Origin of the sequence: Sulfurimonas iocasae (assembly GCF_047716755.1) — a bacterium.
Taxonomy (GTDB): Bacteria; Campylobacterota; Campylobacteria; order Campylobacterales; family Sulfurimonadaceae; genus Sulfurimonas.
The window spans coordinates 687,324-700,881 of sequence record NZ_CP180409.1; the positions used below are offsets into that span (position 1 = coordinate 687,324).

The window sequence follows — 13,558 nt, forward strand, 5'->3', positions numbered from 1 at the left end:
TCTATGGCTTTAAAAATAAAGTTTGATAGACTTGATTATCAAGAACAAGCAGTAGACAGTATAAGTGATGTATTTAAAAATATATCGTTTATATCAAATAACAATAGAAAAAGTAATCCATCTTTTGAACTGGAAAAGTCTAAAAGTATCTTAGTAGATAATATTACAAAAGTTAGAGAATCAAACAAGGTAGATATAGGAGATATATCTATCAAAGATGAACTTGTAGTAGATACTCTTATGGAAACAGGTACTGGTAAAACATTTACTTTTTTAGAATCAATTTACAGACTAAATCGAGATTATGGACTTTCAAAGTTCATAATCTTGGTACCTTCAAACCCTATACGACAAGGTACAATTAAAAATATCAAAATAACAAAAGAGTTTTTTGTAAAAGAGTATGGTAAACAAATATCTGCATATAACTATAGTGAAAAAACTGTTTTAAACTATATCAATGCAAGTGATCAAAATATCTCTGTACTTGTATCTACATATCAGTCATTTAACAGAGCAACTAACAATATAAATAAAAGTAAAATAGAAGCTACACTTATAGGTCGTTCAAAAAGTTATATGGAAGCAATCTCACATCTTAGACCTGTAATAATTATAGATGAGCCACATAGATTTGAGGGTAAACAAACAGCAAAATACCTAAAAGCTTTTAACGCACTTTTTACATTGCGATTTGGTGCTACATTTAAAGGCGATGAGTACAAAAACTTAGTTTATACATTAGATAGTGTAGATGCATTTAGTCAAGGACTTGTAAAGGCTATAACGGTAGATACTGTAGGCAATGACAATGTAGATAATCATACTATTGCTTTTACTAAAGTAACAGGAAAAACACAAAAAGACTATAAAGCTACTATTGAATATAAAGACATCAACTCTAAAAATAAAAAAATAGAACTAGTAAAAGGTGAAAACCTTGGTGAAAAGGTAGATATAGAGTACCTCAATAGCTATGTAGTTGATAAGATAACTAAAAGTGAAATAGTCTTTACAAATAGTATCTCTTTATCTTTAGGAGTTAGTGAAAGCTATGGTGTACTACTTGATGAGATGCAAAAGGTTATCGTCGATACTGCTATAAAAAATCACTTTGAAAGAGAAGAAGAGCTTTTTAAACTCGATATAAAAGCACTTTGTCTATTCTTTATCGACAGAGTAGATAAGTACCTTACTGATGAGGGTACTAATGGAAAACTTGCTTTAGTTTTTGAAAAGTTATATTTGAAAAATCTTGAAGAAGTTTTAAAAAGAGAGAATCTTGATGAAGATTATAAAGAGTATCTTCTAAAAACAAAAGATAACTTAAAAGAGTTACACAGTGGATACTTCGCAAAGTCTAAAAAAGAGGGAGATGAAGCAGAGGCTATTGAACTTATTTTAAATAAGAAAGAGGAACTATTATCTTTTGATAGTAACCTTAGATTTATATTTTCTCAATGGGCATTACAAGAGGGTTGGGATAATCCAAATGTAATGACACTATGTAAACTGGCACCTAGTAACTCAAAAATATCGAAACTACAACAAATAGGAAGAGGACTTAGACTTGCAGTTGCTCAAGATGGTAAAAGAATAACAAAAGAAGATAGTAACTTTGACTTTGTAAATGAGCTTTTTGTAGTAGTTCCATCTACAGAAGAAAACTTTGTGGCCTCTATTCAGAGTGAGATAAGTGAACATAGTGTTAAACAAGTATCTAAGCTATTTAACGAAGATATAATGGTAGAAAATAATATAGCTACTACATCAAGAGCAGCAGTTAAGTTACTTGATAAGCTTGAAGATATGGAATTTATAACTATAGATGATGAAGATATGAGTGAAATAACTATATCTAAAGAACAATATATCTTAAAATCAAAAGAACTAGAATCTTTAGATATAAAAGGTTGTGATAGTTCTAAATTAAAAGAGTACTTTGATAGCTTCTTCAAAGCTCACAATAGAATAAAAGCAAAAGATAGAAGTGGTAAGAAAGAAAAAGGGAAAATCAAAATCCATCAAGAGAACTTTAAAAAGTTTAAAGCACTATGGGATAATTTAAACTATGATGCAGTTGTAAAGTATGATATAAATAGTGATACATTAGTCAAAACAGCAAAAAGTAAGATAAATGCAAACTTTACAATAAGTGGTCAAGATATTATTGTAAAAAGAGATAAGCATGTAGAAGATCAAGATAAGCATGATAGTGAGAAAGATACAGTATCAGTAGAAACTCACTCTATATTTACACTTTATGAATTTGTAAAAGCATTATCTAACAATACTAAGTTAAGTATGCAAACAATAGCTAAAATACTTCATGAGATAAAAAAAGAAAAATTTGACCTTATACCTCAAAATGAAAATTTAGCACTTAAAAAGATAGAAGAACAGCTTGTAAGTGCTATCTATGAAACAATTATTAATAAAATATCTTATGATCTAAAAGAGATAAAAACTTGTAATACTTCACTAACTGATAAAAATGGAAATATAAAAGAGTTTATACCCGAGGGTAGTTTAGGTGTTGAAACATATAAAATAAAAGCTAAATCTATAAAAGAAAAATCAATCTATAATGAAGACTTTATGGAAGTTGATAGTAATATTGAAAAATTTACTATAGATGAATCTGATGATAAAAGGATTACAGTATTTGGTAAACTACCAAAAGTAAATATTCCTACTGCTCATGGAAGAAACTATAACCCAGATTTTGGATATGTAATAGAGTCTAAAAATGATAAAGAATTGTATTTTGTAGTTGAAACCAAAGGCTATGATACAGATGAAGAGATTGGAACTAAAGAAAAACTTCAAATTGCAAGTGCTAAAGCATTTTTTAAAAAGTTGCAAGAAAAAGGCGTGAATGTTAAGTATGAGACTAAACTAAATAGCCCTGATTTGTCACAGTTGATAAGTGATATTTTAAAGTAAAAATTAAGAATTTTAATATTGTATTGTATAAAAATCAAGGATAAATTTTATTAGAGGATAAATAGCAATGACAAAACAAAGTAATTGTCACATATGTTAAATAAAGCAGATGAAAAGTAAGAACAAGAGATAGTTGAAAAACCAATCATCGAACTTTAATATTTTCAATTTTAGTCAATATTTAGCAGATTTATTACAAAATGTTGTAAAAAAATGTTGTAAATTTTAATAATAATATCTTGATATAGCCTATTGTAGGGCTATATTAGGAATGAGCTTATTAATCCAATAAGTCCACCAAATACTCCTCCCCAAACGACAAGCCAATCAAGATGTTCTTTAATTAATTTTTGAACTATCTCTTTTACAATTTGTGGAGTTAGTTCATTTAACCTTGCATCTATAACACGCTCTATAGAAGTTAGCATATCATCACTAAGCGGTGAGTTTTGCATATGATTTTCAAGTGTTTTGTTAAATGCATCTGAAGATACTATCTTTACTACAGCCGCTTTCATCTTTAGAGAAAATGGCTCACGAAGCCCTTCTAAGGCACTCTCACCTCCAAACATTCCAAGCATTCCGCCAAAAGATGACTCCATTACAGTTTTACTTAGCGCATCAAAGGCAGGTGTAAAGTCTGTTTCTTTAATGATAGGTTCTAAGTTGATTTTTTTTTCTTCATTCTTAAAAAAGTCATCTAATTGCTCTTTTGTGAAAAACTCATTCATCATAAGATTTTTAATAGACTCTTTAAAAGCTTCAAATCTTGCAGGAATAATGCCTGAGCCGTAAAGAAAAGGGATTTTCTCAAAAAGCATATGAATAGCTAGATGATTAGTAAGAGCACCTGATAGTGCGAAAAGACCTGCAAAAAGAAGCAAAGAACTCTGTTCATTAGGTATAACAAATGATAAAGCTGTTAAAATTACAGCAATCAGATGAGTAATATAACTTTTATTTAATTTCAATATAATCTCCTAGTTTAAAAACGAGATTATACTTAAAATTTCAAATATTGCAAATATAGGATAACTATGAAACAAGAAAATTATGAACTTTTTAAAAGTTCGGGCACAGATGAGATAACAGAAGTTTTATCTAAAGAGTTGAAATTTAGAAATGAGCAGGCTTTTTGGGGAGATAAAGTTATTCCTTTTACTCAAGCTATACTAAGTGTGTTGATTCCTCTAAGAGATACCAATAAATTATTTACTCCAGAAGGAGAGAGTGTTGATGAACTGACTCCAGAGCTATTTTTAAAGTGGAGTGATTTTGTCAGTCTTAAATCATTAGCTTTTTCTATACAAAGATCAAATAAGCTTGAAGATGAGTCTAAAACAGATATTGACCTGAAGATATTAGGTGACTATCTTAGTCATTATAATGTAAATCTAGAAGATGAGCTACTAGACTTTCCTATCTCTCATTATAATCTACATCAAGGTGTAAGTAACGTTATTAAATCACTTCTATAAGATATAACGGAACAGTTATTTTATAAAAGCAAGATATAGTGCACCCCATAGTAAAAAAACAATAAGAGCTATAAAAGCAAATACAATTGTAACTCTTATTGTAAAATGAAAGAGGAATTTTAAAAAACTCATTATTTCTCGTATGGAACAGTCTTTAGTTTCATCGCTTTTAGATAGACGATACCACCTAAAATATTGACAACATCATAGTGTAGTTTTTTAGCTAAAAAGTCTGCAACTATGCTTGTTCTACTCCCAGTTCTACAAATCAGGGCAAATGGTTTCTTCGTATCTACTTTTTTGTTTAACTCAGTTAAAAAAGCATTAACGTCATAGCCTCCCTTTTCATCCCAAAACATAATAGTAATAGAATTTTTAACAATACCAGTCTCCACCCATTCTCCAGGTGTTCTGATATCAACAATAGGAATTTTAGAGTCTAAAATTTTTTGTGATGGATATTCATTTGTCATAGATGCAAATAAGCTAATGCTAAAAATTATCAGTGATAATAATATTTTTGTCAAGTTGTGCTCTCCATATAGTAATTAAAGTGTATAATTATAGCAACGATAACTAAACAATAGGTACAATATGTCAGCATCTAATAAAGCTATAGAAAACTCAAACAGACTCCGTTACATAAGAGCTTTGGAACGATTTCACAAAAGTATAATATCTTATCTTATGAATACCCCTGAGCTTTCAATGGAGCGATACGCTAAAAAAATAGACAATGCTCTTAAACTTCTAAATAGAATTGAAGAAATACCTCTATATAAAGGTGAATTACAAGATTTGCAAAAGCTTGTAAAAAAGATAATTTCGCTTAAAGATAGTAGTAAAAGTATAGAAGATATTAAAGATGAAATTTTATATAGCTCAAATCAGTTAGACAAGAGTAAAAATGCAAGAAGGTATAAAAAAGACAAACATACAAACTCTAAATATGATGAATGGGAATAAGAGAATCTCTTCTCTTATTTTTGTTTAGATTCTATTAGCATAGTATCTAATAGTATAAATAGCTCACTAGAAGCCTCTTCCATCTTATCGAAGTTACGTACAATTTCATCAGCATTATCAAGCGTAGAAGCAGTATCGTCAATGTATGTTAAGTTAATATTAGCACTATCATGAATAATAGCATGAGGAGTTGTAATTTTAGAAAAAGATGAAGTAGCAGAAAATCTGTTTTTACCTTCTTTATCATACCAGATACCTAAACTACACTCATGTGGTGTTTGGTTGGCTAGAAGTTTTTCTAAAGCCATTACTGAATTATACGCGCGAGATTTGTATAGAATATGATCTAGTTTTGCTAGAACAACAAATATAGAGTTTTCCATCTCATAAGAGTAATTTACAATCTCACTCGAGTTGTCACTGAGTTCAACTAGAGTTCCTTCAAACTCATTAATCTTGTTAGTTGAACCCTCAACAGTAGTTTTCATACTGGTTGAACTCTCTTGAATTTCATCCATGTCTTGTTGTAGAGACTTGATAGATACAGAGATTTCCCCAGTAGCTTTATGTGTTCTCTCAGCAAGTTTTCTTACTTCATCAGCAACGACAGCAAAACCGCGTCCATGCTCACCTGCACGTGCTGCTTCAATAGCTGCATTTAGTGCAAGTAAATTTGTCTGATCTGCTATATCTGTAATAAGTTCTATTACAGAAGTGATATTATTAGTCTGGCTGGCAAGTTCACTAATAGCATGGTTATTTGTACTGACCTGTTCACTTAACTGACCCAATTCATTTACAATATCATTAACATTTTCACGTGAATCAGATGCTAAGTCAGAAGCAGACTTTGTTGCTTTAGTTACTTCTTTTAAGTTCCCAATATTTTCTCTTAGGTTATCAATGATAAGTGAAAGAGATTCTGAAACATTGATACTTTTTGTACTAAGTTGAGAGTTAAAAGTATCTCTGGCAGCTTTTTGATGCTGCTCTTTCATAAATGTAATGCTTTTATCAACACTTTTGATTGCTTCAACAAACTCACCTTCCATGCCTGAAGATGAAATTTGATGAGTAAATATGCCTTTTGAAGCATCTGTAATAGTCATGTTTATTTCATTGATAAGACTTTCAATGTGTCCTAAAAGTGTTGAAAGCTCACATCCAAGTATTCCCAGTTCTGTTTTTGAATCATGTTGACACTCTTCTTTATTTGCGAAATCACCTCTGGCAGCATGACCAATAAGTGTTATAAATGATCCAATACCACAAGTAATAGATTTTCTAATAATATTTGCTAAGAAAAACACTACTATTGCAACAAATAATCCAGCAACAAGCACCAGTGTCTTATAAAAGTTTAAATCTTTAGCTAAAGAGACCGAGTCGTTTGTTAACTCTTCACTTTTATATTTTACAAGTTTTTTAAAAGCAGTTCTAGAACTGTTTGCAAATGGTGTAAGATCATTTTTATATTTTTTAAAGATTTTATTTTTATTATTTTTTATTTCATCGCTACTTAAAGATTCCATCATTTTATAAGAGTTGTTCAAAAATAGCATTGTAGAAGTTTTTGCTTCTTCTACCATTGCAAGTGAAGTATCGTTTGCCATCGTCTTTTCTAAGGATAAAAAAAGAGTTTCAATTTTTTTAATAGACTCATTTAACTTGGACATGTCTTTATCGTAGTCACCACCAAGCATGATATCTCTTGTTGTTCTGCTTACATAATTTAAATTCTTTTCTATCTTTAATGTTTCAATTGCACCTGACATAGAATTTTTATGAAGATGCTCGTAATTAGATTCTATAAGACTCATAGCCCCAAAAACAAAGATTGTCGCTGAGAGGACTGATATTGTAACCATTAAAATTAAAAAATTCATCTTTTTTTGGATACTGGTATTTGTAAACATAAAATTAGCCTTTACTTAATAAAGTGTGAGTATTTTATCACACAAAATAAGTTTTTTTTATAAAAAAGGGTAGAACTCATAGATATATCAATTGAATGTGATTATTTTACCACTTTATAAATACATCAATTGTGATAATAAAATAATAATTACAACTAAAGAAAAAGGAAAGTAGTGACTTTTAAAAACCCAAGGCTGAATTCCGAAAAAGACTTGATTGATACCTCTAAGACCAAGCCATAGTCCAAAAAAAGCTTTTATACTTAAGAGCATTTGAAAGTGTGTTAGTCCATTCTCTGTAATCTTTCCAAAGACTTGAGAAAAAAGATACATACCTGTAATAACTGCTACAATAAGGGCTTTTGGAACAATTTTTCTTACATGTATCATAATAGCTTCTCTGGCCTTTTGATGCTCCTGAGTATTTAGAGTCTGAGGCATTTTAGACAAAAATAAGACATCTACGAATAAAAAACCACCATAAATAAAGACAGAAAAAATATGAATAGTATGAATAATTGTATAAGTGATAATATCTCCTTTAAATTACTGAATTTTAACATAATAATCAAAAAGAAATAGTTGTTTTACATCAATTGTTGTAAAATACCTAATGAAAAAATTAAATTGTAATGTTTGCGTTATAGGTTGTGGACCAGCGGGCTTTGCAGCTGCTATGAGATCATATGATTTTGACAATCATGTTTGTATTATAGAAGGTAATAACATAGGTGGAGTTGGCGTTGCAGATGGTGCATTAAGTTCTAAAACAATGTGGGAACTATCAAAAGATTTTTCGATTGCAAATAAAATAGATCGTGGTTATCGCGCTTCAAACATAAGTGTTAATTATGAAAAAGTCCTTGATAATATTTTCGCTGCTGTTAGAGAAAAAGAGTATCAGATTCGATCACAAATTGAGACATTTTCTAAAACAGAGGGAAGCTCAAAGAGTCTGACACTTCTTGAAGGCTGGGGAAGCTTTTCAAGCCAAAAGAGATTTTAATTGTTGGTGCCGGTATAGTTGGATGCGAGTTTGCGACTATATTTGCAGAGTTCGCTCAAACTAAGGTACATTTGCTCGATTCTCAAGAGAGAGTAATACCTTTTGAAGATGATGATGTAAGTGATTATGCTGCACAGATGTTAGAGAGGATAGGTGTTTCTATCTACCACACAGCATCTCTTAAATCTATTAAAAAGTATGATACTCATAATGTATAAGAACTTTGCTTGGAAAGTCAGTATTTAAACCTGAAGCATTTCCTCAATACATAAGCTTTAAAAGTTGGAAGCCAAATCATAGATAATTATAGTAGAATTACACAATAAATTTAATCACATTTTTGGAGAGTTAATGAAGAATAAAAAAATAGATAAAATGCCGGCAAGATTAGATTTTATTCAGAGTAGCACAGGACTTATTTTAGCTGTGTTTATTATGGGACATATACTTTTTGAATCTTCTATTTTAATTAGTAATGAGATGATGTATAAAGTAACAATAATGTTTGAGGGTTACTATTTTTTTGGTGAGACTTATCCTGGGATTATTACATTTATAGCTGGAGCAATATCTGTTATATTTATTGTTCATGCAGCAATAGCTCTTCGAAAGTTTCCTGATAATTATAGACAGCACAAGGTTATGAAAGAGCATGTAATAAGAATGAAACATGAAGATACTTCTTTATGGATTATTCAACTTACAACTGGGTTTATTATGTTTTTTATAGGTTCGGTACATCTATATATTATGATGGCAGAACCATCAAATATCGGTCCATTAGCTTCTTCATTTAGAGTTGTCCATGAGCATATGGGACCTCTCTACTTTTTACTACTTCTTTCTGTCGTTTCTCACGCTTTTATAGGTCTATATCGTTTGGCATTGAAATGGGGATTTATGGAAGGTAAAAATACTAAAGTATCAAGAGCTAGATTTAAATTTTTAATGAGGACAATGATAGCGCTTTATATTATAGTAGGTACATTTTCTCTGGCTAAATATACTTACATAGGCTTAACTCATGATTTCAGTGAAGTTAAGAAATTTAAATCTAAAATTATAGACTTGAGGGCTCATTAATGAAAGTAGTTTATACGGATGTTTTAATCATTGGTGGTGGTCTTGCAGGTTTGAGAGTTGCAACAGGAGTTAAAGAAAGAGGACATGATGCAGTTGTTTTAAGCCTTGTCCCTCCCAAACGTTCTCATTCATCAGCTGCTCAAGGCGGAATGCAGGCAAGCCTTGCAAATTCGACTATGGGTGAAGGTGACAACGAAGATGTACATTTCTCTGATACTATAAAAGGTAGTGACTGGGGGGCTGACCAGGAAGTTGCCCGTATGTTTACTCACTGTGCCCCAAAAGCCATCAGAGAACTGGCTCACTGGGGTGTTCCATGGAGTAGAGTAAAACGCGGGGACAGAGAAGCAATTATCAATGCTCAAAAAGTTACTATTACTGAGAAGGATGAAGCTCATGGTCTTATCACAGCAAGAGATTTTGGTGGTACAAAAAAATGGAGAACTTGTTATACCTCTGATGGAACAGGGCACTCTATGCTTTATGCGATGGACAACAAGGCTCATGAAGAAAAAGTTGAAATCCATGAGAGACTTGAAGCCATTTCCTTAATCCATGAAGATGGAAGATGCTACGGTGCAGTTGCAAGAAACCTTATGAGTGGTGAATTAGTAGCATATGTATCAAAAGCCACAACAATAGCAACAGGAGGATATGGTCGTATCTACAGTGTCTCTACAAATGCAATCATCTGCCAAGGAATGGGTCAGGCTATTGCTTTAGAGAGCGGTGTTGCAACTTTAGGAAATATGGAAGCTATACAGTTTCATCCTACTGCAATAGTTCCAGTTGGGATACTTACAACTGAGGGTTGTCGTGGTGATGGAGGACTTCTTTTAGATAAAGATGGTTATAGATTTATGCCAGACTATGAGCCAGATAAAAAAGAGCTTGCATCTAGAGATGTTGTGAGTCGTAGAATGACTGAACACATGAGAAAAGGCAAGGGTGTTAAGTCTAAATATGGAAATCACCTTTGGTTAGATATTACGATTTTAGGTCGTGAGCATATTGAAAAAAACCTAAGAGAGGTAAAAGAGATATGTGAGAACTTTTTAGGAATTGATCCTGCCGTTGATTGGATACCTGTTCGTCCTACCCAACACTACTCAATGGGAGGAATTCGTACTAAGTATACAGGTGAATCTCAGACAATGAAAGGTCTTTACTCTTGTGGCGAAGCTGCTTGCTGGGATATGCACGGGTTCAACAGACTCGGTGGAAACTCTGTGAGTGAGACGGTAGTTGCTGGGATGCTAGTGGCCGAATATATTAGTGACTTTTTAGATTCTAAAGATAGTGATATGCAGATTCATAGTGCTAAGGTAGAGTGTTTTTTAAAACAAGAGAATGATAAATTAGAAGCACTCCTTACAAAAGAAAATGGAGAAGATGCTTACGTGCTTCGCCGTCGTATGGAAGAGATTATGATGGATAAGGTTGGTATCTTTAGAAACGGTGATGATCTTAAAGATGCTGTTGATGAACTCCAAGAACTACTAAGAAGAAGTAAAAATATAGAAGTTTTTCGTTCAAAATCTCGTGCAGCAAATCCTGCACTTGTAAATGCTTACAGAACTCAAAGAATGATAAAAGTAGCACTTACTTGTGCACTTGGAGCTTACCTAAGACAAGAGAGTCGTGGTGCTCACTCAAGAGAAGACTTCCCTCAAAGAGATGATGAAAACTGGTTAAAAAGAACTATAACTTCATGGCCAGATGCCCATCAGACTATGCCTAGTGTAAGTTATGAAGAGATAAATATATCTAAGATGGAAATGCCTCCAGGTTTTCGTGGTTATGGAAAAGACTTAACTCATCATCATCCTATGACTAAAGTGAAACAAGATAGCATAGATGCAACAAGAAAAAAGCTCGAAGAAGAGGGCTTTGATAGGTTTGAGATTCAAGATGCACTTATGCCTTTTATGGATAAACTACCTAAAAAATATCAGGGTATTAACGAAAGACTGGGAGAAAATGTATGAGAGATGAGAAAAAACCAAGGCTTTTAGAAATAAGTATTTTAAGGTTTGATCCCCATGATTCAGAAGATGTTCCACATATGGAAACATTTAAGATTGAAGAATCTGATGGAATGACTCTATATATAGTTTTAAATGAAATAAGAGAGCATCATGATAATTCTTTGAAGTTTGACTTTGTTTGTCGTGCAGGTATCTGTGGAAGTTGTTCAATGCTTGTAAACGGAAGGCCTACTCTAGCATGTAGAACTCTTACTTCTAAACTTGATAAACATATCACTCTAGCACCTCTTCCATTATTTGAGTTGATAGGAGACTTGTCTATATACACAGGAAAATGGATGCGTTATCTAAATGAGCATCTAGAGACTTGGATACATGATAAAGAAAATACGTTAAATGTAGATAAACTAGAAGAACGTATGGAACCTGAATTAGCTGATGAGATTTATGAGATTGACCGTTGTGTCGAGTGTGGTTGTTGTGTAGCGGGATGTGGTACTATTCAGATGCGACCATCATTTGCGGGTGCAGTTGGACTGAACAAGATAGCACGCTACCATTTAGATCCAAGAGATAAGCGTAGTGATGAAGAATATTATGAGCTTATAGGTGATGAAGATGGCATCTTTGGATGTATGACACTTCTTGGTTGTGAAGATGTTTGTCCAAAAGATTTACCACTTCAAAGCAAAATAGCATATTTAAGAAGAATGATGATTAAGACATCAATGAAAAATTAAGAATATAAGTTATAGAATAAAAAAATATAAACAGATTAAATAATAGGGATTTAGATGACTATAGCAGAGAGTAAAATTAAAAAATTCGAGACTGGAAATTGTGAGCAGGATAAAGTTTTTTATCAGGCGATGGAAGAAGTGATTTATTCAATAGCACCACTTTTAGAATCAGACGATAGATATAAAAAACATGCAATTTTAGAGAGGCTTATCGTCCCAGATAGAATTATTAAATTTAAAGTAACTTGGATGGATGATAATCAAAATATTCAAGTAAATACAGGCTATAGAGTTCAGTTTAACAATGCACTTGGGCCGTACAAAGGTGGGCTTCGTTTTCACCCATCTGTAAACGAGGGGATACTGAAATTTTTAGGCTTTGAGCAGATTCTTAAAAATGCACTTACTGGTTTGCCTATCGGTGGAGGTAAAGGTGGAAGTGATTTTGACCCTAAGGGAAAAAGTGACTTTGAAGTTATGAAGTTTTGCTCAGCCTTTATGACTGAACTTCACAAGTATATAGGACCTCGCATAGATATACCAGCAGGAGATATAGGTGTCGGTGCTAGAGAGATAGGGTACCTTTTTGGTGAGTACAAAAAAATTACTTCATCATACGAGGGTGTTTTAACAGGCAAACCTTTCATGTTTGGCGGATCACTTATGAGACCTGAAGCTACTGGATACGGTACTGTATATTTCACAGAAACTATGTTAGAGATGGAAGGAAAAGAACCTTTAAAAGATAAGATTTGTACTGTAAGTGGAGCAGGAAATGTTGCACTGCATGCTATAGAAAAGCTTTATCATATTGGAGCGATTCCAGTTTCTTGTACAGATTCAAAAGGTACTATACATGATCCTAGAGGTGTTGATTTAGCACTTCTTAAAGAGTTGAAGTTAGAAAAAAGAGAATCATTAGAAGCATATGTTATAACACATCCTGAAGCTAAGTATATTCCTGTCTCCGAATATCCAGAAGATGCTCATGCAGTTTGGGATATCCCATGTTATGCAGCCTTTCCTTGTGCAACTCAAAATGAGCTAAATGGAACTGACGCTCAAAACTTGATTGTAAATGGCTGTGTTAGTGTAAGTGAAGGGGCTAATATGCCTTCAACTCCAAAAGCTGTAAATGATTTTCTGTCTCATAAAATTTGTTTTGGACCTGCAAAGGCTGCAAATGCAGGTGGTGTTGCTGTTAGTGAGTTTGAGATGGCTCAGAATGCTTCTATGAGTAAGTGGAGCTTTGAAGAAGTAGATGAAAAGTTAAAAAATGTAATGCAACAGATTTGTAAAAGAGTTGCTTTAACTGCTAAAGATTATGGAGTTGAAGGTAATTATGTAGATGGTGCAAATATTGCAGGATTTAAAAGAGTTGCAGATGCTATGATCGCTGAGGGCATCTAAGAGATACTAAGGAGTCTATCATCAA

The 13,558-nt window shown here is 32.5% G+C and carries 13 protein-coding genes; 9 read left to right on the forward strand and 4 right to left on the reverse strand.

Annotated elements, in window-relative coordinates:
• Positions 1-3 precede the first annotated feature (3 nt).
• The gene (locus ACLHDE_RS03495; RefSeq protein ID WP_415397828.1) at positions 4-2,946 is read left to right on the forward strand and encodes a DEAD/DEAH box helicase family protein; all 2,943 of its coding nucleotides are present in this window, start codon (positions 4-6) and stop codon (positions 2,944-2,946) included.
• Positions 2,947-3,206: 260 nt separating this feature from the next.
• On the opposite strand, the gene ACLHDE_RS03500 is transcribed toward ACLHDE_RS03495, so the two are convergent.
• Positions 3,207-3,917 (reverse strand): DUF445 domain-containing protein, encoded by a 711-nt coding sequence (locus ACLHDE_RS03500; protein ID WP_415397829.1) that lies wholly within the window; start codon positions 3,915-3,917, stop codon positions 3,207-3,209.
• 66 nt (positions 3,918-3,983) lie between these two features.
• On the opposite strand from ACLHDE_RS03500, the gene ACLHDE_RS03505 reads away from it, so the two are divergent.
• Positions 3,984-4,424 carry a hypothetical protein gene (locus tag ACLHDE_RS03505; RefSeq protein ID WP_415397830.1) on the forward strand — a complete coding sequence of 147 codons (441 nt, stop codon included), beginning with the start codon at positions 3,984-3,986 and terminating at the stop codon, positions 4,422-4,424.
• Between the two features lie 131 nt (positions 4,425-4,555).
• On the opposite strand, the gene ACLHDE_RS03510 is transcribed toward ACLHDE_RS03505, so the two are convergent.
• A complete protein-coding gene (locus tag ACLHDE_RS03510) occupies positions 4,556-4,951 on the reverse strand; it encodes a rhodanese-like domain-containing protein (RefSeq protein WP_415397831.1) in 396 nt (131 codons plus the stop codon).
• A gap of 67 nt (positions 4,952-5,018) precedes the next feature.
• Here ACLHDE_RS03510 and ACLHDE_RS03515 point away from each other — a divergent pair, with 67 nt between their 5' ends.
• A complete protein-coding gene (locus ACLHDE_RS03515) occupies positions 5,019-5,390 on the forward strand; it encodes a hypothetical protein (RefSeq protein ID WP_415397832.1) in 372 nt (123 codons plus the stop codon).
• A 14-nt stretch (positions 5,391-5,404) separates the two neighbouring features.
• Here the strand turns inward: ACLHDE_RS03515 and ACLHDE_RS03520 are convergent, their stop codons facing one another.
• Together ACLHDE_RS03520 and ACLHDE_RS03525 are read right to left on the reverse strand one after the other, a co-directional pair.
• Positions 5,405-7,210 carry a methyl-accepting chemotaxis protein gene (locus ACLHDE_RS03520; protein WP_415398504.1) on the reverse strand — a complete coding sequence of 602 codons (1,806 nt, stop codon included), beginning with the start codon at positions 7,208-7,210 and terminating at the stop codon, positions 5,405-5,407.
• A 210-nt stretch (positions 7,211-7,420) separates the two neighbouring features.
• The gene (locus ACLHDE_RS03525; protein WP_415398505.1) at positions 7,421-7,747 is read right to left on the reverse strand and encodes a hypothetical protein; all 327 of its coding nucleotides are present in this window, start codon (positions 7,745-7,747) and stop codon (positions 7,421-7,423) included.
• A gap of 172 nt (positions 7,748-7,919) precedes the next feature.
• Between ACLHDE_RS03525 and ACLHDE_RS03530 the strand changes: the two genes are divergently transcribed.
• The 6 genes from ACLHDE_RS03530 to gdhA all read left to right on the forward strand — a co-directional run bounded on the left by ACLHDE_RS03530 (position 7,920) and on the right by gdhA (position 13,533).
• Entirely contained in the window at positions 7,920-8,312 is a 393-nt protein-coding gene (locus ACLHDE_RS03530) for an FAD-dependent oxidoreductase (RefSeq protein ID WP_415397833.1), read from the forward strand.
• Between the two features lie 38 nt (positions 8,313-8,350).
• Positions 8,351-8,530 (forward strand): NAD-binding protein, encoded by a 180-nt coding sequence (locus tag ACLHDE_RS03535; RefSeq protein WP_415398506.1) that lies wholly within the window; start codon positions 8,351-8,353, stop codon positions 8,528-8,530.
• A 133-nt stretch (positions 8,531-8,663) separates the two neighbouring features.
• Positions 8,664-9,395, forward strand: a complete 732-nt coding sequence (locus ACLHDE_RS03540; RefSeq protein WP_415397834.1) for a fumarate reductase cytochrome b subunit — start codon at positions 8,664-8,666, stop codon at positions 9,393-9,395.
• Positions 9,395-11,383 carry a fumarate reductase flavoprotein subunit gene (locus ACLHDE_RS03545; RefSeq protein WP_415397835.1) on the forward strand — a complete coding sequence of 663 codons (1,989 nt, stop codon included), beginning with the start codon at positions 9,395-9,397 and terminating at the stop codon, positions 11,381-11,383. Before ACLHDE_RS03540 ends, ACLHDE_RS03545 begins: the two co-directional genes overlap by 1 nt.
• Positions 11,380-12,123 carry a fumarate reductase iron-sulfur subunit gene (locus ACLHDE_RS03550; protein ID WP_415397836.1) on the forward strand — a complete coding sequence of 248 codons (744 nt, stop codon included), beginning with the start codon at positions 11,380-11,382 and terminating at the stop codon, positions 12,121-12,123. The genes ACLHDE_RS03545 and ACLHDE_RS03550 overlap by 4 nt, the downstream gene beginning before the upstream one ends.
• Before the next feature lie 54 nt (positions 12,124-12,177).
• Positions 12,178-13,533, forward strand: a complete 1,356-nt coding sequence (gdhA, locus tag ACLHDE_RS03555; RefSeq protein WP_415397837.1) for an NADP-specific glutamate dehydrogenase — start codon at positions 12,178-12,180, stop codon at positions 13,531-13,533.
• Positions 13,534-13,558 lie beyond the last annotated feature (25 nt).